A 25,215-nucleotide genomic window follows, 5' to 3' on the forward strand; every position below is an offset into this window, starting at 1 on the left:
GTTTGCTTCTCCGGCTCACGGTTAGCGGATGCTGATTTCCGCGGTTTCCCCCGAACGGGTCACGTTGCAGGCGTATTGCGGTTGCGGTACAAATAAATCACCGCAAAGTTTCCGAAATAAGATATCTGTATCGCCCTTGCCGGGCGTGGGGGAATCAATGCAGGAAATGCGATCTTTTGCTCCTTGTGCCCACTTGCTCGATCACGTCGATTCATCGTACCTCGACTGCGTCTGGGACACTGTCGCGCTGTTGCTGGCGCAGGCGGGTGTCATCGACGTCCGCACTCCTTTCGCGCACAGCTGGTGTTTTCGCACCATCGAGGACGTAGATACCGGTGTGATGGTCGACCTGCCGCCGCGAGCCCGAGAAAAATCGGTCGAGCGCTTCACCGGCTTCTGGCCTGAGTGGCGGCGTATCGGAAGTGTCGCCGAGGCGATCGACGAATGGCGTGAAGAATTGCGTTCCGGTCGCGCTGTCGCGGTCACCGGTGACGCGTTCTGGATGCCTTGGCTTCCGTATCACGAAAAAGAACACATGACTCATGGATTCGTTGTCGAAGGGGTCGAAGGTGGCCGTGAACCGCGAATACATGTGGTCGATCCTTACGAAAACGTGACGCGGTGGGGCCGGGCCGAACCGCTCGCGACCAAGATCTCGCTCGGGGACCTCGGGCCCGCGCTCGACCAGGGCTCGTGGGCGGCGCTGCGGTCGTCCGGCGCGCCGGAGCCGATCGACCCCGTTCGCGAGGTCCTGGCGAATTGCGAGGCGATCGACGGCGCCCATCAGGAGGGCACTGTGTCCGCTTTTCTCAGCGCCCATCAGGAGATGACCGCCGAAGCACTGCGCGAACTGACGCTGGAGACCTGGTTACTCACCCGGGACCGGGAACTGCACGCGCTGTGGCTCGCGGAACAAGGGCCGGGCGTGGAGGACTTCGCCGGTGCGATGGCCGAGGACGTCGTCCCGAAGTGGCGCAAGCTGCGAGAACTGACCTATGTCGCCGTTCGGCGCGCAGAAGCGGGTCGGTCGGTGCCTGCCACGGTGACCGACGCCTTGGCGGCGGCGCTCGACGCCGAAGCACGGACGGCGCGAGCCCATCTGAGCACCGACCGGATCCGGAGAGTGACGCAGTGACGGCCATCCACCATCGATTCTTCGTTCGTGCCGCCGAAGTGCCGGATCGACCGGCGCTGACCGACGGCGACGGCCGGGACCTGACCTACGGAGAACTCGCCCACGCGGCGCGCGTGCTCGCCGCCGAGATCGGCGGCACCCGTGGCCGCATCGCGGTAGTGAGCCGCAAGCGAGCCGGTACCGTCGTCGCCTTCCTAGCCTGCCTCGGCGCGGGAATCCCTTACGTCCCTGTGGATGCCGCGCTCCCGGAAGAACGCAAACGCTTCATCGTCGAGGACGCCTCGTGCACCCTGGTGCTCGACGACGTCGACCTCGACATCCTGCTCGGCACGCCCTGCGAACCCTCGGAGTGGATCGAGCCCGCGCCCGGCGACGAGGCGTACGTGCTGTACACGTCCGGCTCCACCGGAGCTCCCAAGGGCGTGGTGATCACGCACGGGAACGCCGCCGCGTTCGTGACCTGGGCGGAGCGTGCCTTCCCGCTTCGCCCGTCCGACCAAATCGCCGTGCACGCACCGTTGCATTTCGATCTGCCCGTCTACGATCTGTACGTCGGCCTCGGCGCGGGAGCGGGGCTCCACCTCGTCCCCGAACGCGCTGCGCTGTTCCCTCAGGCGTTCGGGCAGTTCCTCCGCGAACGCCGGATCACTCATCTCTACGCGGTGCCGACCGCACTCAGTGCCTTGGTCCGCCGCACGAAACTGCGCGAAGAAGGGTTGCCGGACCTGCGCCGCGTGCTGTTCGCGGGCGAGGAGTTCCGCGCCGCGCCGCTCGCCGAGCTCATGCGCGCGTTGCCGCACACCCGGATGGTGAATCTCTACGGCCCGATCGAGACCAACGTCGTCACCAGCCACGTGGTCGAGTCCCCACCGGAGCCCGATACCAGGATCCCGATCGGTTCGCCGGTCGACGGCGCCACGATCGGACTGCGTACCGAAGATGGGCGAATCAGCCTGGAAGGTGCCGCGGAAGGCGAACTCGTCGTCGCGGGATCCTGCGTCACGCCGGGGTACCTCGGCCGTCCCGAGCTGACCGAGGCAGCGATAGTCCACAGTGGACAAAGCTGGTTCTATCGCACCGGTGACCTCGCCCGTCGCGACGCAGACGGGACACTGCGCCTGCTCGGCCGCAACGACGGGCTCGTCAAGACCCGTGGATACCGCGTCGAACTCGGCGACATCGAGGCACAGCTCGCCGCCCATCCGGACGTCGACTCCGTCGCCGTGGTCGCCGTGCCGGATCCGGCCCAGACCAACGAACTGCACGCGGCCGTGGTGCCGCGCGGCTCGGTCAGCCCCGAAGCACTGGTTCCCGCCCTGGTGCGGCACTGCCGGGTCCGCCTGCCGCACTACATGGTGCCCGCGCGCGTCCACGTGCTCGACGGGCTGCCGACCACCGGCACCGGCAAGACGTCCAAACGCGCGCTGATCGGCGCGCTCGACCTCGACCGAGGAGCGGAGACCCGATGACCCCGGCCACCTCACCGACCACCGCGGCGCTGACCGACTCGATCACCCACACCGTCGCCGGCCTGCTCGGCATCACCCAGGACGACGTGCTCGCCGAACGCACCCTGTTCGACCTGCCGGGTTTCGACTCGGTCGCCATCGTCAGCGTGCTGGAACGCCTGGAGGACCACTGGCGTGTCGAGGTCCCCGCGGACCGCATCGTCCCGGAGTCCTTCGAAACCGTGGATTCCCTGGCCGTCCTGCTGAGCGCTGTCGGCGCGGAAGGAGGGCGGGCATGACCGCGCGACTGCTGCACGAACTGATCGACCTCCGCGCGGCCGACACGCCGGACGCACCTGCCGTCGTCCGAGGTGACCTGACCTGGACCTACCGCCAACTCGCGCGGCGGACGCGGACGCTCGCGGCGTGGCTGACCGCGCAGGGGGTCGAGCGCGGGAATCGCGTCCTCATCGCCGCACCGCACGCCGCGGACACCGTCGCGCTGCTCTATGCGACGTCGCGGATCGGCGCCGCCTACGTCGTGGTGAGCGATCAGACCCGGCCGTTCCACCTGGAACACATCGTGCGCGACAGCGAACCGAAACTGGTGCTGGCTTCGGCCGAAGCCCAGGAGGCGTTGGCGGGACTCGCCTCCCGTGTCCGGAAACTGGACGAACTCCCCGACGAGTACGACGGCGAGCCCGCAGCCGTCACGCCGGCGGGCACAGACATCCTCAGCCTGATCTACACCTCGGGCAGTACCGCGAAACCGAAGGCCGTGGTGTCCACACACCATCAGGTGCTTTTCGCCGTCGACGCGATCATCGAGAGACTCGGCTACCGCCCGGACGATCGGGTGTTCTGCTGTCTACCGCTGTCCTTCGATTACGGGCTCTACCAGGCCTTCCTGGCCGCGGCGGCGGGCGCCTGCCTGGTCCTCGGTGACGACGGCGACGCCGGCCCCGCACTGCTGCGAACCCTGGAAGCGCATCGGATCTCCGTGCTTCCGCTGGTACCCGGACTGGCCGCGACACTCCTGCGGCTCGCCGGACGGTCGGGTCACCTGCCCGCGACGCTCCGGTTGGCGACCAACACCGGCGCGGCGCTCTCCCCATCGACGTCGGCGAAACTCCGCGAGTACGCGCCCGGACTGCTGGTGATCCCGATGTACGGGCTGACCGAATGCAAACGGGTCTCCATCGAGAGCCCGAACGCCGACCTCATCCGCCCCGGTTCGGTGGGGAAACCGTTGCCAGGTACCGAAGTCGTCATCCTCGGCGAAGACGGTGCGGAACTGCCCGCCGGAGAAGTCGGCCAGCTCGCCGTGCGCGGCCCGAACGTGATGGCCGGGTACTGGCGGGCACCGGAACTGACCGCCGCGAGGTTCCCGCGCGACGAATTCGGCCGCGCCACGCTGCTCACCGGCGACCGGTGCCGGGTCGACGACGAAGGCCACATCTACTTCGATGGCCGCGACGACGACATCTACAAACAGAACGGCTTCCGGGTCAGCGCGATCGAGGTCGAAGGCGCCGCCGCCGACGTCGACGGCGTGACCGAGGCCGCGCTACTGCCACCACGTGAAGGCCGCCCCGCGGTGCTGGCCGTCACCGGATCGCTGGACGAAGCGAAGCTGCGGGCCGAACTGAACCGGCGCCTGGAACCGCACAAGGTGCCCGACCGGCTGCTCGTGCTCACCGAAATCCCGCACGGGGTCAATGGGAAGATCGATAAGCGGGAGCTGGAGGGCGCGCTGTGACCCCGACATCGCCATCCGACGTCGCCGACCGCTTCGGCACTCCGGCTTTCGTCTACGACCTCGAAGCGATCGAACGCGCCTACGCGGACCTTGTCGCCGCGCTCCCTTGTCCGTCCACTTTGTACTACTCGGTCAAGGCCAACCCCCATCCGCGGGTGATAGGGCTGCTGCACACGCTCGGCTGCCGTGCTGAAGTCAGCTCGACCGGCGAAATCGACGCGGCGCTCGGGGCGGGCGCCGCCCCCGAAGCCGTCCTGCTGACCGGTCCGGCCAAGACCGAAGGGACCGTCGACCACGCCCTGCGCCGCGGTGTCCGGCACTTCTCCGTGGACTCCCCGGAGGATCTGGCGCGGGTCGACAGGCTGGCCGCCGCACGGGGCGTCCACACCGAGTGCGCGTTGCGGGTCAACGCCGACCTCGCCGTACCGGGCGCCGGGCTGAGCATGACCGGTACCTCGTCGCAGTTCGGAGCCGACCTCTCGTGGGTGCTCGCGGAAACGCCGCGGTTCGGTGGCAGGCCGCACGCCGCCGTCTCGGGCCTGCATCTCTACATGGGCACGAACCTCACCGAGGAGAAGGATCTCCTCGCCCAGTTCGAGGTCGGCATCGGCATCGCCGCGAAACTGGCGACAGTGTTCCCCGGACTCACCGAGGTCGACCTCGGCGGCGGTTTCGGCCTGCCGTTCGCCCGCACCGGAGAACGTCCGGTGTTCGGCGGGCTGGCCGCCGGACTCGAAGCGATGCTGGACGACCGGTTGTCCGGCTGGCGCGAGGGGCGGCCGTCGATCTCGTTCGAGTCCGGGCGGTACCTCGTCGGCGACTGCGGCACGCTGGTCAGCCGCGTGGTGGACGTCAAGTCCTCCAAGGGAACCCGGTACGCGATGCTCGACACCGGGGTGCACCATCTCGGCGGGATGTCCGGGCTGCGGCGGATCCCGGCCATCTCGGCGTCAGTGGTCGGCGTCGGCGGCGAGACGGAGGTCGACGGCGAACCCACCACCGTGGCCGGTCCGCTGTGCACCCCGCTCGACGTCCTCGCCCGCGGTACGCGGCTCCCGCCTCTGGCCGTCGGCGACCTGGTCACCATCCCCAACACCGGTGCCTACGGCCCGACGGCCAGCCTGCTGGCCTTCCTCGGCCACGCCGCGCCCGCCGAGGTCGTCGTCGACGGCGACCGTTTCGAATCCGCGTCCCGCCTGACCGTCGGCCGGGACCCGCTCTGACTGGAGGAATCATGGACACCGAACGCTTCAACCTCGTCCTGCGCAAGCACCTCACGAACCTCGAGCCCGGCCAGGAGCTGACGGCCGACGCGAAGCTCAAGGACCTCGGCCTGAACTCGATGCGCGCCATCGACCTGCTCTTCGACCTCGAAGACGAATTCGGCGTGCAGCTTCCGGACGACGCGATGACCGACAGCACCTTCGCCACCCAGGGCGCGTTGTACGACAGGGTTCGCCAGGCCCACGACGCGGGGGTGACCAGCTGATGACCGCGACCGCGACAGAACCGGCCACCCTGGCCGAACGGACCGCGGAGGTCGTCCCGGTGTTGCGGGAGTACGCCCGCACGATCGACGAATCGGCCGAGTTCCCGGTGGAACAACTGGCGGCACTGCGCCGGTCCGGGCTGATGGGCCTGCTCGTTCCGCGCGAATTCGGTGGCCTCGGCGGAGACCTCACCGACCTGGCCACGACGGCCGTGGAACTCGGCGGGGTGTGCGTGTCCACCGCGATGATCTGGGCGATGCACTGCCAGCAGGTCGCCGCCGTCGTCGCGCACGGTGGCCGGGAGCTGCGCGAGGACCTGCTGCCGCGCATCGCACAGGGCGAGGTCTACCTCGCGTCGGTGACCAGCGAACGCGGCAAGGGCGGGCACCTGCTGACCGCGGAGGCGCCGCTCACGCCGTCCGGCTCCCGGCTCGCGATCCACCGTGACGCCCCGATCGTCACCGGCGGCGCGGTCGCCGACGGCTTCCTCATCACGATGCGGCAAGGGCCTGACGCGGGATACGACGACGTCACCCTGGTCTACGCCGACCGCGCCGATCTGGAGGTGACCGTCGGGCGCGGCAGCTGGAACCCGATGGGAATGCGCGGCACACACAGTGTTCCGCTCACCTTGGCCGGAGAGGTCGACCCGGCCGAGGTAGTGGGGAAGCCGGGGGAGTTCCGCGACGTCGCGATCCGGACGTTCGTGCCCGCCGGGCACATCGGGTGGGCCGCCTGCTGGCTCGGCGGCGCCCGCGGCGCGCTCGGCGCGGTGCTGGAGATGATCCGCGCGCCCCGCACCCGCGGCCAGCTCGACCCGGCGTCGGAACTGCTCCGCCGACGGCTGGCCACCGCGCGGCTCGACCTGGACGCCATGGCGGCCCTGCTGGGGCAGACGATCCGGGACGCCGAGAACGCCCCCGACCCGGAAGCCGTTCCGGTGCAACTGCGGCTCAACGGCCTGAAGGTCTTCGCCGCCGAGCGCGCGCTCGCGGTGGTCGACGGGCTGATCGAGCTCACCGGCCTGCGGCACGGGTACATGCGAGGATCGGCGATCCCGCTGGAACGGGTCTTCCGCGATCTGCGGGCCTCCAGCCTGAACTACGCCAACGACCGCCTGCTCGACGCGAACGGCGCGCTGGCCTTGTTCGACCGCGACGTCACGCTGGGCTGGTGAGACGGCGATGACCCTCTCTCTCACCGAAGACCAGGCGGGTTTCCGGTCGATGATGGCCCAGTGGCCCACCGGGGTCACGGTCGTCACGACCACCGGACCGGATGGCCCGGCCGGCTGCACCGTCAACGCGCTCATGTCGCTGTCGGACTCACCGCCGCTGATCGTGCTCGCCCTGTGCGCCGGGAGTGCGACGCTGGGGCACCTCCGGCGAGCGGGGAAGTTCGCGATCACCGTACTCAGCTCCGGTCAGGGCGGTCTGTGCTCGGACTTCTCCGCGTTGCCCGCCGCACAGCGGTTTCACCGCACCGAGATCCGCGAGGTCGACGGGCTTCCGGTCCCCGACGGCGGCGTCGCGGCGCTCACCTGCGACGTCGCGGACGAAATCCCGTACGCCGACCACGTCCTGGTCGTCGGGGCGCCGCGCTGGAGCGAGATCCGGGACGAGCTGAGCCCGTTGCTGGTGCATCGCCGTGAACTGAAGGCCGTATTGTGATCGCGCGGACCGAAGCGGCGGACGGCGTGCACGTCACCGTCGGCCCGATCGCGGACGTGCTCGACCGCCTGCCGGTTCCCGGCCAGGCCGTCGAGGAGGCCCGCGCCTTGCCTGCTTGGCGGGCGAAGGAGTACTCGGCGGCACGGGCTTTGCTCGCCCACGCGTTGTCCGCTTGGGACATGGACGGCACACGCGTCGAGAAGACCGCACACGGCAAGCCTCTGCTGCCAGGTCGCCATGACGTCGGGATCAGCCTCTCCCATTCGGCCGACACGGTGGCCGTCGCGGTCGCTCCGGGCCGGGAAGTCGGAGTCGACGTCCAGGAAGCCTGGCTGCCCAGCCCCAGCATGGTGCGGCGCTGCTGTGAGCCCGGCGTCGCCTCGGATCTCGCCGCGGCCACACCATCGGAACGCGCCCGGCACTTCGCCCGGATCTGGGCCGCGCAGGAAGCCTGTGTCAAGGCGACCGGAGACGGGATCGCCGGACGCCCCTGGAGCATCCCCGTCCATCCCGGCGACCACGCGGGCACTTGGCGCACCTTGCGGTGGCGGCATTTGCGCGACCCCGACAGCACCGCCGCGGTCTGCTGCGCGTTCACGGAAAGGACGAACCGATGACGGAGCAGGCGCCTGGGCTCAGCTGCTACACCGCTAACCTCGCGGCCTACCTCGAAGGCGGCGAGACGGTCGGCAGCACCGACTTCCTCGCCGCGTCCGTGCGGCTCGCCGTCGACCTCGACCGGCCTGACGGCCTGATCGCGATGTCGCACCACGACCGTCCCCTCAACCGCCTCGGTGACGGCTCGAGGCTGATCTACCAAGGCTTCGACGACATCGAAGCGGTCCGGGCGGCGGTCCGGCACGAGCTCGACCGGTACGGCCGCGCGCTGGTCGTCGGCTACAGCTCGCAGTTGCCGTGGTCAGCAGCCCCCGGCGGGACGGCGGCACCGCATTTCGTGCTCGTCGACGGTCACGAGACCGGCCGCTGGCACGTCCACGACCGGTTCACCGGGTTGATGAGCAGTGGCACCGAGCAGGAGCCGTTCGACGGCTGGATCGACGACGCCGGGCTCGGCTCGCTCATGCGCCGCGATCACGACGAACCCGCGAAACACCGGCTGCGCAACACTTTCGCGTTCGGGTTCGCAGTGCCTGTGCCCGGCGATCGTCGCTATCTGCTGCTTCAGCGGAGGCTTCAGCGGATCCGTCCCTCCGTGCTGCCCGGCCGCTGGATCACCGATAGCGCCACCGCGCTGGAACGCCTGGGGGAACGCCTGTCCGACGGTGACGCGCTCCTCGGCGATCCCGACGTCGTCGACGACTGCTGGGCCGCGTCCCGGCACCATCTCTTCCGCTACCGGCGCCTGACCCGGCACATGGGCTACCGCACCACCGACGCACGGCAGCGGAAGGCACTCACCGCGGCTGCCGACCGCTGGTCGAAGCTTCCGCGCACCCTGCGGTTCGCGGTCGCCTCCGTCCACCGCGGCCGGGCCCGCCCGTCCCTGGTGCGTGGCGCGTTCACCGAACTGGCCGACCTCGAACACGAGACCAGCCGCACCGCCGCCGGGGCGCTCGCCGTGCTCGACGGCCCCGGCGACTGACGAGAAAGGATCTGCCGGCCATGTCCGATTCCGTACCCGCGATCGCCGCGCTCGTCCGCGAACAGCTCGACGAGGCCCCCGGCGAGATCACCGAGGCCTCCTTACTGGAGAACGATCTCCGGATGAACTCCGCCCAGGTGATCGACCTGCTTTCCCGGGTGGAAGACCACTTCGGCTGCACGATCGACGACGAAGACCTCGGGAACATCCACCGGGTCGGTGACCTCGCGACCATCGTCGACCGCGGTGGTGCGGGATGACCGTGCGGCAGTGGGAAACGCTGGCGGTCGAGCGAACCGAGGCGGGCGATCTCGACGTCGTCGTGCGAGGGACCGGCGAGGGCAACGTGCTCGGTGGCGCCTTCTGGACCGAACTCACCGCCCTCACCGCCTCGCTCGCCGACGAACGCGGATGCGTGTTCCTGCGGGGAGCTGGGGACCTTTTCTCGCGCGGGCTGGACCTGCGGTGGTACCTCACCCGGCTCCGGCGGGCCACGAGGCGCGGCGACACCACCGAGATGCTGTCATCCGACATCCGGCGGCTACAGCAGGCGATCACCGATCTGGCCTCCTGTCCCCGCCCGGTCGTCGCGATCATCGACGGGGAATGCGCCGGCGCGGCGTTCGAACTGGTCAGCGCGTGCGACCTCCGGTTCGCGACCGAGCGCGCCTGGTTCTCCATGCCCGAGGCGGACCTGGGCGTGGTCGCCGATCTCGGAGGCCTGCAGCGGTTGCCCCGGCTGGCAGGCGAAGGCGTCGTCCGCGAACTGGCCCTCGGCGGCGGCCGATACGAAGCGCGCCGCGCACTGCGGGCCGGGCTGGTCAACGACGTGGCGGCCTCGATGACCGCCGCGCGCGACACGGCCCGCCGGTTCGCGGACCTCGTCCGGACCAAACCGCCGTCCGTGCTCGCCGAGGTCAAACGAGTGCTCGACCAGCCGCACGAATCGGCGCTGATCGCCGGGCTGGACCGGGTCGCGACGTGGAACAGCGAGTACGCCCCGTCCTGTCTGGAACGCGCCATGACCGAACGAATCGAGGTAGCACGATGACTCCCGTAGTCGCCGAACCGACCGCGCGGCAGGTGACACTGCGGTCTCCGACGGTCGCGGACGCCGCCGCCGTGCACGATCTCGTCCGCCGGTCCGGACGGCTCGACGTCAACACGCGATACGCGTACCTGATCTGGTGCCGTGACTTCGCGTCGACGTCGCTGGTGGCCGAGCACGACGGCGCGATCCTCGGCTTCGTCACCGGGTACCGGCCGCCGCGGGATCCGGCCGTCTACTTCGCTTGGCAGTCGGCTGTCGACCAGGACCGCCCGATACCGGGGCTCGCCTTCGCGATGATGGACGAGATCACCCGTCGTGTCCGCGCCCAAGGCGCGCGGATCTTCGAAACGACGGTCAACCCCGGCAACAGAGCCATCATCATGCTGCTGCGGAAACTCGTCGCCGAATACGACGGGGAACTGGAAATCAGCGAACTGTTCGGCACCGGGGAACTCGGCGCCGGACACGAAGTGGAAATGCTGTACCGGTTCTCCATCGAAAACGCGCGGCAGGAGTGAGCCGATGCCGGATTCCTGCTTTCGAGTGACGCCGATCCGGGGGTCGCCGACCTGGGGATTGGACCGGCCCATGATCGGGAACACGGGAGGGCGAGACGTACGGAGAGTTCCGGGAAAGGGAGGACGATGAGCGCAGGAACGCTGGCGGTGTTCATCGGCGTGGTCATGGTCGCCTACGTCGTTCCCGGCCCGGACTGGATGGTGATCCTGCGCTATTCGGCGCGGCGGCGCTCCAGCGGCTTCGTCGCGGCGATCGGTGTGCAGTGCGGCCTTGCCGTGCACATGACGGCCGCGGCCCTCGGCGTTTCGACCGCTCTCCTCCACAGCTCGGTCGCGTTCACCGTGCTCAAGCTCGTCGGCGCCGCGTACTTGGTCTACCTGGGGGCACAGGCACTCTGGAAGTCCTGGAAGAGTGAGCCGTCGAGCGGGAAGCCCGCCGAAGAAGCGGACGAACCGGTGGCCGGACGCCCGCTGCGGATCTTCCGTCAGGCGTTCCTTTCCAACGTGCTCAACCCGAAGGCCGCTCTCTTCTTCGTGAGCGTGCTGCCCCAGTTCATCGACCGGGACGCCGCGGTGGCGCCCCAGGTGCTGTTGCTGGGCGGGCTGGACATCGCACTGGGGGTCCTCTGGTGGGGACTGTTCGTGCTGCTCACCGCCCGGTTGTCGGGTCTGATGCGCCGCAGCGGCCCACGCAAGGTGCTCGACCGGGTCACCGGGACGGCGCTCGTCGGCCTCGGCGGCGCGCTGGTGATCAGCAGCTGAATCGACTTTCGCATGGCAGCCGTGTTCCGTGCTGCCGAAAAAGCTTTCATCGCGTTCGATAGGGGAACGAACATGTCGACCGAAGAAAACGGAATCATCGTCGTCACCGGCGGGCTCGGCTTCGTCGGCGGGCATCTGGTGCGGCATCTGCACGGCGCCGGGGCCCGGGTGGTCGTCGCCGACATCGTCGATCCGGCGTCGGTGGTCCTGCCGCCGGGAATCGGCTACCGGCGCGCGGATCTGCGTGATCCCGAACAGGCCGCGGCAGCCGTGGCCGGGGCGCGGAAGGTGTTCCACCTCGCGGGCAACCCGAGCGGCACGAGGTCGGTCGAGAACCCGCTGCTCGACTTCCGGATCAATGCCCTCGGCACGGCGAATCTGTGCGCGGGCGCGGTCTCGGCCGGGGTCTCCCGGCTGGTCTACCTCTCGTCGGCGATGGTCTACGGCAGGCCGCGAGTGGTGCCGATGCCGGAAACCCACGCCACCGAACCGTTTTTGCCCTACGGGGCGTCCAAATTGGCCGGTGAGCACGTGGTGCGCGCGTTCGGCGAGACATTCGGTCTCGACACGGTGATCGCCCGCGCGTTCACCCTGTACGGGCCGGGTGAAGATCCCCGTACCGCCGGGGGAGAGGTCTCGCAATACCTTCGCTGGCATCTCAACGATCTCCCCGTCCAGGCGGCGGGCGACATCGACCGGAAGACTCGCGACTTCGCCCACATCTCCGATGTGGTCCGCGCACTGGAGCTGGTGGCCCGGCGCGGAGAACGGGGCGCCACCTACAATCTCGGCTCCGGCGTCGAATGCAGCCTGCGCCGGCTCGCGGAGATCATTTCGGCGGCCACCGGCCGCGAGGTCGACCTCGTCGCGGACATGTCGGTCACCGAAGACACCTATCGGCACGTTCCCGATATCGATCGCTTGCGCGCCTTGGGTTTCCAGCCGCAGATCCCGCTCGAAGAGGGGGTCGCCCGGCTCGCCGCGGAACTGGGGCCGTCTCCGGAACTGCCCGCCGTGCCGACGTACTTCAAACCGGCCGGGCCGATCGCGAGCTGAGGGGAACCATGACGACGTACAGAATTCCGCAGCATGGCCAGGGCAGCGGCGTGACCGAGGAAGACCTCGCGGCCGTAACGGCGGTGCTGACCTCCGGCGGCCATCTCTCCGACGGCACCGAGGTGGCCCGGTTCGAAGACGAGTTCGCGCGGCGCACCGGAGCGGCCCATGCCGTCGCGGTGTCCAGTTGCACGATGGCGCTGGAACTCGCCACGCGCGTGCTCGAACTCGAACCGGGCGACGAGATCATCACGACACCGCTCACCTTCCAGGCGACCGCGGCACCTCTGCTGGGCAGGGAGGTCATCGTCCGGTTCGCGGACATCGACGAAACCACGCTGTGCCTGGATCCCGCGTCCGTGGCCGACGCGCTCACCCCACGCACCCGTGCGGTGTTCACCACCCACTACGGCGGACTGTGCGGCGGCGTCGAAAAGCTGCGAGCGCTGACCGAGCGGGCCGGCGTCGCACTCGTCGAAGACTGTGCGCACGCCATCGGCGCGTCCGTGGCCGGCCGGAGCGCGGGGACCTGGGGCGACATCGGCTGCTGGAGCTTCCACTCACTGAAGAACATCTCGACGCTCGGCCAAGGCGGGATGCTCACCGTCCGCGACGCCGAGGTGGCCGACCGGCTGCGGGCACTGCGCATGATCAACCCGGACGCCGAGTTCGTCCCCCGGGCCAAGCCCGCCGAGTTCGGCGGATACGGAACGGGAACGGTGCCCAGGCCAGTCACCCATGAGAAGAACGCGTACACCCACGATTGCGCCCGGATCCGGTCCGGCGGGGTGAACGCGCAACTCGCCGATCCGGCCGCGGCCATGGGCAGGTCGCAGCTGCGGCGGCTGGACGGTCTGATCGCGAGGCGCCGCGCCGTGGCCGAACGGCTCGACACAGGCCTGCGTGACCTCGGCGTCGAAGTACTGGAGACGCCGAAAGGCCATACCCACGCCCACCACCTGTACGCGTTTCTCCTGCGAGACAGGGGAGTCGACCGGGACGAACTCGTACGGGACCTGGAGCGGGAGGGGATCGAGGTGGTGCTGAGGTACTTCCCGGTGCACCTTCTGCCGGAATGGCGTCGTCGCGAAGCCGTGTTCGGCTCGGTGCCGGTCGCGGAAGACGTCTGGTTCCGCCGTCTGGTCAACCTGCCGCTCTCACCGCAACTCGGCCTCGACGACGCGGACTACGTCGTCGGCGCGGTCGAACGGGCGCTGTCGCGGCAGCGGGTGGAGGCGGTGGCGTGATGACCGTGGACCTTCGAGACCGCCTGCGTCACTTCCGCCTCGAGCATGACGTTCCCGGCGTCGCCGTCTGTTCCTTCACCGCGGCCGGACCCGATGTCGCGGTGGCGGACGGGGTCACCAGCGTCGAGACCGGCCACGCGATGACGCCGGACACCGTCTTCCGGATCTATTCGATCACGAAGATGCTCACCGCGACCGTGCTGGTCACCCTGGCCGACGAAGGCGTGCTGGACCTCGATCGGCCGGTGGACGACTACGTACCCGGCCTACGCCGCCGCACCGGCGAGGGCACCGGCGGCGCGACCCTGCGGCATCTGCTGAGCCATCGTTCCGGACTCCTGCCTGACGCCGTGACGCACGACGGCCTCAGCCGAGATCCGGTGGGTCTCGCCGAGGCAGTCCATCGAGACTACGCGCGGACGCCGGTGCTGACCAGACCTGGGCAGTTCTACGGCTACAGCAACCTCGGCGTCAGCCTGGCCGGACTCGCCGCGCAGGAGGTCACCGGTACGCCGTTCGCGGAGTTGATGCGACAGCGGTTGTTCGCACCGGTGGAAATGACGCGCAGCACGCACGACCCGATGGTGGCGATGACGCATTCCCTTGCTCAGCACCACATCCGTTCAGACGCACGGCTGCGGGTCGAACACGACGCCAGGGCGGGGACGAAACACGAGCCGTCCTCGTTGTGCTATTCGACCGTGGTGGACATGGCCCGCTTCGGCGCGCTGCACCTGCGCGGCGGGCTGGAAACCATGCACGCACCACATTCCGATCCGCGGCTGGACATCGACCTGCGGTATGGCCTCGGTTGTTACCTCACCCCCGAAATCGGCGGCAGCCGGCAGATCGGCCACGAAGGATTCCTCGGGGGGATGTGGGCCAAGCTGATCGTCGACCCCGCACGCGGCAGGGGCGTGGTGTGGATGGACAACCGTGGGGAGGAGCTGCGGGAACGGCGGTACGAGGTGATGGCATCGCTGTTCGGCGGCCTGGGGCGCATCGAGGAGTCCGGCACCGATCCGCGAGAGGGCGCTGTCGCCGCGCGCGACCTGCCCGGCGAGTACGTCCGCGCGGGGGCACCGACATTGAGCGTGTCCTGCGGTGGCGAGGACGCTCTCGAACTCCGGTCGCAGGAGGAACGCGCGCGACTCACGCCGCATCTCGGCGGCGTCTGGCGGAGCCCCGCCCGGTTCGACCCCGGTGCGCCCCCGTGGGGCCCGCACGCCGGTACCCGGCGGATCGCGTTGGGGGCGACGGTTCTCGGTGACGGCAGCGTGCCGGTGGTGCACCTCAACGGCCTGCCCTACGTCCGGCGCGAGTGGCGGGATCTGGTGCGGGATCGCAGGATGGACAGCGTGATGGGGTGATGTGATGCGTGGGCGGGCGGCGGTTCTGCTGCTGTGTGCGGCTCAGTTCGTGGACGTGCTCGGGGTGACGATCGCGGTGATCGGGCTGCCCGAGATCAGCCGCCGGTTCCCTGGCGCGGAAACCTCCACGCAATGGGTCGTCAGCGGCTACGCGTTGCTGTTCGGGGGGTTCCTGGTCTCGGCGGGACGGGTGGCCGACCGCTATGGCCACCGGCGGACGTTCGTCTGGGGAATGGCAGCGTTCTTGGTCGCGAGTCTGGTGGGCGGCTTGGCACCGGGAATCGAGGTGCTGATCACCGCCCGTGCGGTCCAGGGCTTGGCCGCCGCGTTCGTCGTTCCGGCGGCGTTCGCCTTGGTGCTGGCGTTGACCGAAGAGGGCCGCGAGCGGGTGGTCGCGGTCGGCTGGTGGACGGCCACCGCGGCGGCCGGGGGCGCGGCCGGGTTCCTGTTCGGCGGGCTGCTGGTCCACTATGCGGGCTGGCGCTCGATCTTCCTCCTCAACGTGCCGATCTGCCTGGTCGTGCTGCTGTTCGCGCGCTCGCTGCTACCCGCGCACACCGAACGCGCCGGGCGCGGTTCGCTCGACCTGCCCGGTGCTCTGCTGGTGACCGGCGGCCTGCTCGCCGGGATCTACGGAGTCAGCGCGGCGACCGGAGCAGTCCGTGTGATCGCCCTGGTGGCTTCCGTGGCTTTGCTGGCAGGCTTCGTGGTGGTCGAGCGGCGGACCACGGATCCACTGGTCCCGGCGCGTCTGGTCGGCACGCTGCGGTTCGACGCCGCGCTCGCGGTGGCGTTCGCGCTGACCTTCGCCACCACGCCCGCCAGTGTGCTCGGCACCGTGTTCTTTCAACAGCAGCAAGGCTTGTCGGCCGGGACGACCGGATTCCTGTTCGCCCCCTTCAGTTTCGGTGTCGTCTGCGGGAGTTGGCTGGGCACCCGGCTGCTGGACCGGCTCAACGGCCGGGCGGTCGCCTTCGGTGCGTTCGGCGTTGTCGTGGGGGCACTGGTGATCGGGCTGATCGCGCTGCGCACCGGCTCGTCGGCCGGATTCGCGGTGTCGCTCGCGATCTCGGGAAGCGGCCTCGGCGCGGCGTCGGTGGCGGCGACGAACGCCGGGACGGCAGTGGTGGGGGAGACGGACCGCGGCATCGCGTCCGGCCTGCTCAACACCGCGCCCCAACTCGGCTCCGCGCTCGGCACGGCGGTGATCAGCACCGTCGCTCTCGGCCACGGCACACCGGATCTGCCGGCGGGCATCTTCGTGGCACTCGGCGCCGCCGTCCTCGGCACGATCGCGACCCTGGGCCTGAGTTCACCACGAATCACGGCTCGGCACCGCTGACCGATACCCAGTCGAATATCCGGCCTATCGCCGTGATCCCCTCCCACGCTCCTGCGGAGTCGCTTTTCGGCCGCCGGAATCCGGCGGTAGTCCTCGCTTTCGTGGAAATCGATGTTGCGCGTGCTTTTGGCGCCGGTGAACATCAGGAACCGCCGCGTGTCCGCGTCCGCGACGGACTCGGCGCCGCGCAGCAACCAGCGGCCGAGCCCCCGGCCGCGCAGATCGGGCACCAGGGCGAGTCTGCCGAAATGCCAGTCACCGTCGACGGCGCGCGCCCGCACCATCCCCAGCAGCCGCGCGTCGAGCCACACGCCTGTGACATGCCAGTCGGCGAGCCACTCTCGCACCTCGTCGAGGGACTCATGCAGTGCCGGGATGTCGAGAGTGTCGTTGAGCAGGGCCTCGTCCACCCAGCAGCATTGCTGCAGAACGGCCACCTCTTCGGCGTCGTCCGAGTTCAGCCGTCGCGCGTAGGATCCCGCGAGCGGGCCTGCGGACGTCGTGTCGCGCAGCGGTCGCAGCGCGTTGGCGACACGGACGAGTTCGTCGAGCAGGGCGACGCCCGCCTCGTCCCGGGATGCGTCCGCCCGCAGACGCCCGGCCGTCACCGCCTCACTGATGCGGATCGAGACGGTGGCCCCGAGGGGGACCAGCCGCAGCGTGGTCACGATCTGCTTGGCGTGCTGCACGGCCCGCGTACCCGCCGAGGTGTTGCCGTAGCTGACGAACCCGATCGGCTTCCACGCCCATTCGGCGCCCAGATAGTCCAGTGCGTTCTTCAGCGTCGCCGGCATGCCGTGGTTGTATTCCGGCATGACCGCGACGATCGCGTCCACCGAATCGACGAGCGCGCTCCACCGCCTGGTGTGCTTCTGCAGGTAGATCCCGGAGGACGGGTGCTCCTCCTCGTCGAGAAAGGGCAGGCCGAGGTCGCCGCGTGCCACCGGCACCAGTTCGACTCCCGACTCCGTGATCCGCTCGGCGACCGTGTCGAGCCACCACCGCGTGACTGTCGGGCCCAGTGCGCTGGCTCAGCCCGCGACCTGGCTGAACGGGGTCTTTCCGAGGCCGACTACGAGGTACTCAGCACGCTCTCGGAGCGTCCGGGGAACACCAGAAGCCTGGGGGAGCAGGCGGACAAGATGGGCTGGTCACGCAGCCGCCTCTCCCCGCACGCGACGAGAATGGAGGCGCGCGGGCTGCTGCGCCGCTCCCCGGACTGAAAACCTTGGAGGCATCGCGCGCCGGCTGGACGAGGCGAACGACACGCCCAGGAAGAGTTAGGATCGGTGTGTTCGAATCCCTGATCCCCTTATGGGCGAACTCGTTCACACGCAGAGGGGAAGCCCAGCCGAAACCCGTTTGGTCGATGGTTTGTGAACCTACACCTCAGCTATGAACGAACACTGGAAATTCCGTAGGCGCGCCATCGGCGCCGTTATGGCCATGTTCCTGACTCTGCCGCTGACCGCGCAGACAATCCCCGCTTCCGCCGCACCGGAAACCAACCTGGTGCGGAACGGAACCTTCGAGACCGATCCCGCGCTGGCCGGCGTCACCTGGCGCAACAACGGGCCTGTCGCCCCGTGGCAGCGCATCGGAGCTGGGTACGACCTGCTCAGCGCGGATTTCGCCCAGCATCCCAACGGCTACCAGGCCGTGGATCTCGGCCCCGAATTCACCGGCGGGGGGATCCAGCAGCGCCTCACTGCCGACCCGGGCGCCTGGTACCGGCTCAGCTTCCAGAACAGCCCCGACGCGTGGGGTAATTGCGTCGGCCAGAACGTCGAATTCACCGTCGAATTCACCGACGACGACGGGGCGACCGTGCTGTCGGACGAGATCAAACCACACGCGGCGGACGGGAAGGCGCACTGGCGGAAGGTCGTGCTCCGGCCCTTCCAGGCGCACACCGACACCCTTTTCCTCAAATTCAAGGGGAACACCAGCTCTTCCTGCCAGGCTGCCATCACCAACGTCAAGGTGATCGAGGTCTGGTAAGCAGCGGGGAAGAGCCGCTGCCGTGCCGAATCTTTACGTCGGGCTGTGGACAGGAGGCCCGCGGACATGTTGGGCTGAGACCCGGCCGAACCTGCGTGGTCGGCCATTTTCTGCCCTGCGATGTCGAGGAGCGGCGCCCTGAGCCTGTCGGACTACCTCCGAGAGAACTGGATCGACGTCGTGAACGACGCGATCCTGCATGTGGATCTCACCCTGGCGGCGATGGCACTGGCCGTGCTGATCGGAATGACGATCGGCCTGCTCACCTACCGGCGCCGGTGGCTCGGCGCGATGGCGACCACGACGACCGCGGCGTTCCTGACCGTGCCGTCGATCGCGCTGCTGGGCATCCTGATCGGCCCGTTCGGGCTGGGGATGACGAATGTCCTGTGCGCACTGGTGCTCTACGCGCTTCTGCCGATCACGCGCAACACGATCGTCGGGCTGCGTGGCGTCGATCCGGCCGTGGTGGACGCGGCGCGCGGTATGGGATTCGGTCGCGCGCGGCTGCTGTTCCGCGTCCGCCTGCCGCTCGCCTGGCCGGTGATCCTTTCCGGCATCCGGGTTTCGACGCAGATCACGATCGGTATCGCGGCCATCGGCGCGTATGTCAAGGGGCCCGGCCTCGGCAACGAGATCTTCGACGGGCTCGGCCGGTTCGGCTCGGTCAACTCGCTGAACCAGGTACTCACCGGAACGCTCGGGATCATGGTGCTGGCGCTGCTGTTCGACCTGGCCTTCGTGGTGGTCGGCAAGCTGACCACCCGACGGCGTCCCCGTGTCCGCCGAGCGGCGGTTTCGGCGACGTCGGGGGGAGCGGCCGGAATGGGCGGCGAGACGATCGAGTTGCGGGACGTCAGCAAGCTCTACCCCGGGCGAGCGACACCGGCGGTCGAAAGCCTGACGATGGGCATCCCCGCGGGTGAGATCGTCGTGCTGACCGGACCGTCGGGGTGCGGCAAGACGACGACCATGCGGATGATCAACCGGCTCGTCGAGCCCACCGCGGGCGTCGTCACGGTCGGCGGCACCGACGTGTCGGCGCTCGACCTCGACGAACACCGGCGCAACACCGGCTACGTCATCCAGCAGGTCGGGCTTTTCCCGCACCTGCGAGTGGACGCCAACATCGGCGTGGTGCCGCGGATGCTGCGCTGGACTCGACGACGCATCGCCGACCGTGTACGCGAATTGCTCGACGTCGTCGGCTTGTCCCGCGAGCACGGAATCCGGTATCCGCGTGAGCTTTCCGGCGGTCAGCAGCAGCGCGTCGGTGTGGCGCGGGCGATGGCCGCGGACCCGCCGGTCATGCTGATGGACGAGCCGTTCGGCTCCACCGACCCGATCACGCGCGCCCGGCTGCAGGACGAATTCCTTCGCCTGCAACGGGAAGTGCGGAAGACGATCGTGTTCGTCACGCACGACTTCGACGAGGCGCTGAAGGTCGGCGACCGGATCGCCGTGCTGCGGCCGCGGTCGGTGATCGCTCAGTACGACACGCCCCAGGCGATCCTCGCCGCGCCGGCGGACGACTACGTCGCGAGTTTCGTCGGCTCGAAGCGGAACCTGAAGCGGCTCGCGCTCATCCGGGTGGGTGACCTTGACCTCCGGTCGGCGGCCGACCCGGACGGCCTGCCTCCGGTCCGGCCCGGCGACACCTTGCGGGATGTGCTGGACGTGATGGTGCGGACCGGCAGCACCGCGGTCATGGTCACCGGGGAAAGCACCGCACAGCCGCTGGGGGTGTGCGACGTGCCCAGCCTCGTCGCGGCGCTCCAGACCACCGACGGAGCACCCGCGCCCGCGATCTCGGACGCGGAGGAAGCACCTGCGCCACCGGGTCCGGACACGACGGTGTCCGTGCGGCCTCATCGGCGCCGGCTCGGGCTGCTGGTGCGCCCGGTCCTGCTGACACTCGCCTTGCTGGCGCTCTTCCTGATCGTGCGCGCGCACCCGCTCGACTCAATCGAACAGCGCTTTCTCAACGCCGGCGAGATCTTCACCGAACTGGGCGCGCACCTGCGGCTGACCCTGATTTCGACGGTGTGCACCATCGCCATCGCCCTCCCGCTCGGCATCCTGCTCACTCGCGCCGGCGCCCGCTGGGCCCGGCCCATCGGCCTGGGGCTGGGCAACCTCGGCCAGGCGATCCCGTCGATCGGGCTTGTCGTGCTGCTCGCGCTCTGGATCGGCACGGGCACCGCGACGGCGGTGGCGGCACTCGTCGTCTACGCGACCTTGCCGGTGCTGCGCAACACGATCGTCGGGCTCGACGGCGTCGACCCGACCGTCGTCGACGCCGCGCGCGGAATGGGCATGAGCAAGACGGCCATCCTCTGGCGGATCGAACTACCGCTGGCCGTCCCGGTGATTCTCGCCGGGATCCGGACCGCGCTGGTGCTCACCATCGCGAGCGCGACGCTGGCGACCTTCATCGACGGCGGCGGTCTCGGCGGAGGGCTTGTCGCCGGGATCGGGCTGAACCGCCCGATCTTGAGCCTGACCTTCGGCATCATCGTCGCCGCACTGGCGCTCTTCGTCGACTGGCTCGGACTGGTCGCGGAAGAGGTCCTGCACCCACGGGGCATGTAGTTTCGATCGACGTCAAGGAGGACCAACCCATGCGGATGCTCCAGCGCACGACAGCCGCCGCACTCGCGTTCGTCGTGTCGGCCGCACTCGCGGCCGGCTGCACGATCGGCAAGGACGAGTCCGGCGCCCAGGTCGGCGCGGGATCCATCGCGAAGATCGACGCGCTGAACGGCGCCCAGATCCGCGTCAGCTCCAAGGAGTTCGACGAGCAGCTGCTGCTCGGCCAGATCGCCCTCGTCGCACTGCAGGCGGCCGGGGCGAGCCCGCAGGACAAGACCAACATCACCGGCTCGAGCAACGTCCGCCAGGCGCTCACCAGCGGCGCGGTCGACCTGTACTGGGAATACACCGGCACCGCCTGGATCAGCTACCTCAACCAGACCAAGCCGATCAGTGATCCGCAGGAGCAGTACGAAGCGGTCAAGAAAGCCGACGCCGCCAACGGCGTCACCTGGTGGGCACGCTCGCCGGCCAACGACACCTACGCCCTCGCCGGCAACCCGGCGACCTTGGCCCGGACCGGCGTCAAGACGCTGTCCGACTACGCGGCGCTGGTGAAGCGGGACCCGGTCTCGGCATCGACCTGTATGGGCCCGGAATTCAAGAGCCGGGACGACGGCTTCCCCGGCCTGGCGAAGACCTACGGGTTCACCCTGCCCGACCCGCAGGTGCACCTGCTCAACGACGCCGTCGTCTACCCGAGCATCGGCAAGGGGGATCCCTGCGGCTTCGGCTCGGTCGCCTCCACCGACGGGCGCGTGGCCGCGCAGCACCTCACCGTGCTCGAGGACGACAAGCACTTCTTCCCGACGTACAACCCCGCGATCACGATCGCTGCTCCGCTCGCCCAGAAATACCCGCAGCTGGAGCAGGTCTTCACGCCGATCGCCGCGAAACTCGACACCGCGACGCTCACGGACCTGAACAAGAAGGTCAGCGTCGACGGCCAGAAGCCCGCCACGGTCGCCCGCGACTGGCTGAAGTCGGCGGGCTTCATCAGCTGAACCGGTTGCCGGGCCACGGCACGGGCCGGGCGGGGCGGTGCCCGGCCCGTGCGTCCCGTCAGGCCAGGCGGACCTGGAAGACGGCGACCCGGGCGTCATGCCCGTCCACGCGCATGTCCACGGTCTTGGTGTCGATGAACTGTTCCTGGACGACGCCGTTGCCCGCCAGCCAGTTGATGCGGTCGATCCCGGTGCCGAAGCACCGCCGCTCCGCGTCCAGGCCGGTGGCCTTGTAGTAGTTCGGGTTGTTGGTATCCGCGGTCCAGAAGACCAGGCGCCCGACGTTGTGGTGCGCGAGCACGCGGCTGGCGTGGAGTCTCTTGTGCTCGTTCCACTCGTCGCGCAGGTCGGCGCGCTGGTCGCCGTTGTACGCGTTCGCGATGTAGTGCGAATTGATCAGCGCGAACTGGAGCGTCGGGTGGCTCTGGTGACGCACCACGACCTCGTTGATCCAGCGCGGCGGGGTCACCCCGGTGATGCCGCCGTGCACGTACGTGGTCTTCGAGCTCGCCACCTCCCACGGCTGCGGGATCGAGATCGGGACCCGGAACGACGAGCTGTGCCGCAGGAACGCGTTGTTGTACAAGGGCCCGAAGTAGTGGTCGATCATCGCGGGCTCACCGGTGTCGCCCTCGTTGATCTCCTGCCAGCCGACCAGAGGCCGCACCAGGGGGTCACAGTTGCGGACGGCGTCGATCGCGGCCTCGCGCGCCCCGAGGTTGTCGCGGCCGACGTTGGCGGTGACGATCGGCAGCCGGAACCATCCCGTCGCGGCGGAAGCCGTGCCGGTACCGGCGGCCATGACGCCGAGCGCGGCACCACCTCCGAGAGCGAGCGCCTTGCGTCTGTTGAGCATTCCGGACACAGCAGATTCCCTTCTCGCGCTGTCACAGCGGGACATAGCCCGTCAAAGTGTCACAGAATGCGGTGCGGTTGTGACCCCTGCGCGCCAAAACTGCCGCTTGCCGGCCAGTGCTTCGACCTGGTGCTCCCTGTCACACTATTTCGCTAACTTAGTTAGTGACTTATCTAGTAGACTATTTGCATGGCTTCCTCATCGCAGGGTTCTCGTCGCGCCGACCCGTCAGCCAGTGCCGGAGAGGACTCGACCGGCCGGTGGCAGGTCGAGTCCCCGGGCGTGGGCGACGCGGTGATGGAGCGCCTGCAAGAGGTAGGGGCGCTGACGCGGGTGATCGAGCAGCGGCTGAGCGGTGCCTTGGGGATCAACGCCACGGACTTGGCGGCGATGGAGCACCTCGTCACCGACGGTCCGCTGACCGCCAAGGAACTCGCGGACAGGCTGCGGGTCTCGACCGCGGCGAGCACGCACATCGTGGACCGGCTCGAGAAGGCCGGGCACATCGTCCGCCGTCCGCACGCCACCGATCGCCGCAAGGTGATGGTCGAACCGGTCGCGGAGTCGACGGACCGGCTCTTCGGGCACCTGCGTCCGCTGCTGCACGGGGTGGAGAGCCTCGTCGAAGCGCTGAGCCCTGGCGACCGCGATGTGGTGGAGGCCTTCCTGTCCGGCGTCGTGCAGGTCTACACGGATACGGCGGATTCCTTCCCTCAGAGCTGACTTTTCACCGCGGCAGGCAAGCCGCTCATACCCACCGGGGGCGTATTCGCTTTTGCGCGAATGTCCTCCGGCGTACGAACGCGCCCGAAAAAGGGCGCTACCACCAGAATCCGGAGAGAAATCATGTCCGCACCCGAGAAGAAGACATCGCCGCGGGCGGTGTGGTGGCTGCTGGCCACCGTGCTCGTCGTCGAGTTGATGGATCTGCTCGATTCGACGATCGTCAACGTGGCGGGACCTTCGCTGGAGCGGTCACTGGGAGCGAGCGCGGTCGGGCTGCAGTGGGTCATCGGCGGCTACGCCCTGACGCTCGGCGCGGGCCTCGTGCTCGGCGGACGGCTCGGTGACCGCTTCGGCCGCCGTCCGATGTTCCTGTTCGGGCTCGTGGCCTTCACCCTCGCGTCGCTGCTGTGCGCGATCGCGCCGAGCATCGGTCTGCTGATCGCCTTCCGCCTGGTCCAGGGCGTGGCGGGGGCCATGATGCTGCCGCAGGGCCTCGGCATCCTGCGCGACAACCTGGCTCCCCGTGATCTCACCAAGGCCCTCGCGATCTTCGGACCGGTGCTGGGACTCGGCGGTGTCCTGGGCCCGGTGCTGGGCGGTGCGCTGGTCGACTGGGACCTGTTCGGCCTCGGCTGGCGGCTGGTGTTCCTGGTCAACGTCCCGGTCGGCCTCGCCGCGCTCGTGTTGGCTTGGCGGCTGGTGCCCCGCGGCAGCGGAACCAGGACGCTGCGCGTGGACGTCGTCGGAGCCGTGCTCGTCGCCGCCGCGTCCGCGCTGCTGGTCCTTCCGCTCAACGAGGGGCAGGCCGCGGGATGGCCGTTGTGGACCTGGCTTTCCCTGACCGCCGCCGCGCTCGGCTACGCCGGATTCGCGCTGTGGCAGCGCCGTGTCGTGCGCCTGGACCGCGATCCGCTGGTCACCCCGGCCCTGTTCGGCAAACCCGCGTTCACCATCGGGCTCGTCGCGGTCGCGTTGTTCTTCGGCGGCCTGATCGGCACCCAGCTGGTGCTGACGTTCTTCCTGCAGATCGGTCAGGGTTTCACCGCGGGGCAGGCCGGACTCGGCAATCTGCCGGTCGCGCTGGGCACCGCCGTCGGCGGCGGGATCAGCGGGGGACTGCTCGCCGCCAAACTCGGTCGCAGGGTGCTGCAAGCGGGGGCCGTCGTCCAGTTCGCCGGTGTCGCCTGGCTGTGGCTTGCCCTGGCCGACACCACCGGTTTCACGATCTGGCAGATCGTGCCCGGCAGCGCCGTCGCCGGAATCGGCGCGGGCATCGTGATCGCCGCGGTGTTCAACACGGTGCTCGGCGCCGTCGACGACGACGAGGTCGGTTCCGCCTCCGGTGTCCTGTCCGCGGTCCAGTCGATCGGCGGTTCGGTCGGTGTCGCGGTGTTCAGCACCGTGTTCTTCGCCGGCGCTCTCACCGGCCAGGTCACCGAGAGCTTCCGTGACGCCCTCGTGGTCCAGGCGATCGTCATCGCGCTGTTCCTGCTCATCTCGCCGTTGTTCCCTCGTCGCGCCCGCCCCGACGACACGGACGCCGACATCGCGACCCTGGCGAGCGCCCACACCACTTCATGAAGGG

The 25,215-nt window shown here is 69.2% G+C and carries 24 protein-coding genes and 1 pseudogene; 23 read left to right on the forward strand and 2 right to left on the reverse strand.

The annotated features are described in order from the left end of the window. Positions 1 to 28: 28 nt before the first annotated feature. The 18 genes from DMH01_RS36405 to DMH01_RS36490 all read left to right on the forward strand — a co-directional run bounded on the left by DMH01_RS36405 (position 29) and on the right by DMH01_RS36490 (position 16,451). Positions 29 to 1,135, forward strand: a complete 1,107-nt coding sequence (locus DMH01_RS36405; RefSeq protein WP_125682985.1) for a BtrH N-terminal domain-containing protein — start codon at positions 29 to 31, stop codon at positions 1,133 to 1,135. Beyond that, entirely contained in the window at positions 1,132 to 2,604 is a 1,473-nt protein-coding gene (locus DMH01_RS36410; protein ID WP_158633284.1) for an AMP-binding protein, read from the forward strand. Before DMH01_RS36405 ends, DMH01_RS36410 begins: the two co-directional genes overlap by 4 nt. Continuing rightward, the gene (locus tag DMH01_RS36415) at positions 2,601 to 2,882 is read left to right on the forward strand and encodes an acyl carrier protein (RefSeq protein ID WP_125682989.1); all 282 of its coding nucleotides are present in this window, start codon (positions 2,601 to 2,603) and stop codon (positions 2,880 to 2,882) included. Before DMH01_RS36410 ends, DMH01_RS36415 begins: the two co-directional genes overlap by 4 nt. Next, the gene (locus DMH01_RS36420; RefSeq protein WP_125682991.1) at positions 2,879 to 4,342 is read left to right on the forward strand and encodes a class I adenylate-forming enzyme family protein; all 1,464 of its coding nucleotides are present in this window, start codon (positions 2,879 to 2,881) and stop codon (positions 4,340 to 4,342) included. Before DMH01_RS36415 ends, DMH01_RS36420 begins: the two co-directional genes overlap by 4 nt. Next, positions 4,339 to 5,565, forward strand: a complete 1,227-nt coding sequence (locus DMH01_RS36425) for a type III PLP-dependent enzyme (protein ID WP_125682994.1) — start codon at positions 4,339 to 4,341, stop codon at positions 5,563 to 5,565. The genes DMH01_RS36420 and DMH01_RS36425 overlap by 4 nt, the downstream gene beginning before the upstream one ends. 11 nt (positions 5,566 to 5,576) lie before the next feature. Continuing rightward, positions 5,577 to 5,831 carry an acyl carrier protein gene (locus DMH01_RS36430; protein WP_125682996.1) on the forward strand — a complete coding sequence of 85 codons (255 nt, stop codon included), beginning with the start codon at positions 5,577 to 5,579 and terminating at the stop codon, positions 5,829 to 5,831. Beyond that, on the forward strand, positions 5,831 to 7,009 hold the full coding sequence (locus tag DMH01_RS36435) for an acyl-CoA dehydrogenase family protein (protein ID WP_125682999.1): 1,179 nt from the start codon (positions 5,831 to 5,833) through the stop codon (positions 7,007 to 7,009). Before DMH01_RS36430 ends, DMH01_RS36435 begins: the two co-directional genes overlap by 1 nt. Before the next feature lie 7 nt (positions 7,010 to 7,016). Continuing rightward, positions 7,017 to 7,502, forward strand: a complete 486-nt coding sequence (locus DMH01_RS36440; protein ID WP_125683001.1) for a flavin reductase family protein — start codon at positions 7,017 to 7,019, stop codon at positions 7,500 to 7,502. Beyond that, complete coding sequence (locus DMH01_RS36445; RefSeq protein ID WP_125683003.1) at positions 7,499 to 8,119, forward strand: 4'-phosphopantetheinyl transferase superfamily protein; 621 nt, start codon at positions 7,499 to 7,501, stop codon at positions 8,117 to 8,119. The genes DMH01_RS36440 and DMH01_RS36445 overlap by 4 nt, the downstream gene beginning before the upstream one ends. Then, complete coding sequence (locus tag DMH01_RS36450; RefSeq protein ID WP_125683005.1) at positions 8,116 to 9,105, forward strand: hypothetical protein; 990 nt, start codon at positions 8,116 to 8,118, stop codon at positions 9,103 to 9,105. Before DMH01_RS36445 ends, DMH01_RS36450 begins: the two co-directional genes overlap by 4 nt. Positions 9,106 to 9,125: 20 nt before the next feature. Beyond that, on the forward strand, positions 9,126 to 9,365 hold the full coding sequence (locus tag DMH01_RS36455) for an acyl carrier protein (RefSeq protein ID WP_125683007.1): 240 nt from the start codon (positions 9,126 to 9,128) through the stop codon (positions 9,363 to 9,365). Continuing rightward, a complete protein-coding gene (locus DMH01_RS36460) occupies positions 9,362 to 10,156 on the forward strand; it encodes an enoyl-CoA hydratase-related protein (protein ID WP_125683009.1) in 795 nt (264 codons plus the stop codon). The genes DMH01_RS36455 and DMH01_RS36460 overlap by 4 nt, the downstream gene beginning before the upstream one ends. Continuing rightward, on the forward strand, positions 10,153 to 10,674 hold the full coding sequence (gene ectA, locus DMH01_RS36465) for a diaminobutyrate acetyltransferase (RefSeq protein ID WP_125683011.1): 522 nt from the start codon (positions 10,153 to 10,155) through the stop codon (positions 10,672 to 10,674). The genes DMH01_RS36460 and ectA overlap by 4 nt, the downstream gene beginning before the upstream one ends. 126 nt (positions 10,675 to 10,800) lie before the next feature. Next, positions 10,801 to 11,436, forward strand: a complete 636-nt coding sequence (locus tag DMH01_RS36470; protein ID WP_125683013.1) for a LysE family translocator — start codon at positions 10,801 to 10,803, stop codon at positions 11,434 to 11,436. 72 nt (positions 11,437 to 11,508) lie between these two features. Next, positions 11,509 to 12,492 carry an NAD(P)-dependent oxidoreductase gene (locus DMH01_RS36475; protein ID WP_158633285.1) on the forward strand — a complete coding sequence of 328 codons (984 nt, stop codon included), beginning with the start codon at positions 11,509 to 11,511 and terminating at the stop codon, positions 12,490 to 12,492. Positions 12,493 to 12,500: 8 nt separating this feature from the next. Next, a complete protein-coding gene (locus DMH01_RS36480) occupies positions 12,501 to 13,739 on the forward strand; it encodes a DegT/DnrJ/EryC1/StrS aminotransferase family protein (RefSeq protein ID WP_125683017.1) in 1,239 nt (412 codons plus the stop codon). Further along, positions 13,739 to 15,109: a serine hydrolase gene (locus tag DMH01_RS36485; RefSeq protein WP_125683019.1), complete on the forward strand. Its 1,371-nt coding sequence runs from the start codon at positions 13,739 to 13,741 to the stop codon at positions 15,107 to 15,109. The genes DMH01_RS36480 and DMH01_RS36485 overlap by 1 nt, the downstream gene beginning before the upstream one ends. A gap of 4 nt (positions 15,110 to 15,113) precedes the next feature. Next, positions 15,114 to 16,451 carry an MFS transporter gene (locus DMH01_RS36490; RefSeq protein WP_125683021.1) on the forward strand — a complete coding sequence of 446 codons (1,338 nt, stop codon included), beginning with the start codon at positions 15,114 to 15,116 and terminating at the stop codon, positions 16,449 to 16,451. Positions 16,452 to 16,609: 158 nt separating this feature from the next. Here the strand turns inward: DMH01_RS36490 and DMH01_RS43420 are convergent. Next, a pseudogene (locus DMH01_RS43420) lies at positions 16,610 to 17,401 on the reverse strand (GNAT family N-acetyltransferase); the annotation flags it as partial. A 496-nt stretch (positions 17,402 to 17,897) separates the two neighbouring features. Between DMH01_RS43420 and DMH01_RS36505 the strand changes: the two are divergent. From DMH01_RS36505 to DMH01_RS36515, 3 genes are all read left to right on the forward strand, one after another. Next, positions 17,898 to 18,452: a DUF642 domain-containing protein gene (locus DMH01_RS36505; protein WP_158633286.1), complete on the forward strand. Its 555-nt coding sequence runs from the start codon at positions 17,898 to 17,900 to the stop codon at positions 18,450 to 18,452. Positions 18,453 to 18,572: 120 nt separating this feature from the next. Further along, positions 18,573 to 21,044 (forward strand): ABC transporter permease subunit, encoded by a 2,472-nt coding sequence (locus tag DMH01_RS43755; RefSeq protein ID WP_125683025.1) that lies wholly within the window; start codon positions 18,573 to 18,575, stop codon positions 21,042 to 21,044. 29 nt (positions 21,045 to 21,073) lie between these two features. After that, the gene (locus DMH01_RS36515) at positions 21,074 to 22,048 is read left to right on the forward strand and encodes a glycine betaine ABC transporter substrate-binding protein (protein ID WP_125683027.1); all 975 of its coding nucleotides are present in this window, start codon (positions 21,074 to 21,076) and stop codon (positions 22,046 to 22,048) included. 58 nt (positions 22,049 to 22,106) lie between these two features. On the opposite strand, the gene DMH01_RS36520 is transcribed toward DMH01_RS36515, so the two are convergent. Further along, positions 22,107 to 22,904 (reverse strand): hypothetical protein, encoded by a 798-nt coding sequence (locus DMH01_RS36520; RefSeq protein WP_233621830.1) that lies wholly within the window; start codon positions 22,902 to 22,904, stop codon positions 22,107 to 22,109. Between the two features lie 189 nt (positions 22,905 to 23,093). Between DMH01_RS36520 and DMH01_RS36525 the strand changes: the two genes are divergently transcribed. After that, positions 23,094 to 23,627 (forward strand): MarR family winged helix-turn-helix transcriptional regulator, encoded by a 534-nt coding sequence (locus DMH01_RS36525; RefSeq protein WP_233621813.1) that lies wholly within the window; start codon positions 23,094 to 23,096, stop codon positions 23,625 to 23,627. A gap of 123 nt (positions 23,628 to 23,750) precedes the next feature. After that, positions 23,751 to 25,211, forward strand: a complete 1,461-nt coding sequence (locus DMH01_RS36530; RefSeq protein WP_125683031.1) for an MFS transporter — start codon at positions 23,751 to 23,753, stop codon at positions 25,209 to 25,211. The last annotated feature ends 4 nt before the right edge of the window (positions 25,212 to 25,215 follow it).

This window comes from Amycolatopsis sp. WAC 04182 (assembly GCF_003947465.1).
Classification (GTDB): domain Bacteria; phylum Actinomycetota; class Actinomycetes; order Mycobacteriales; family Pseudonocardiaceae; genus Amycolatopsis.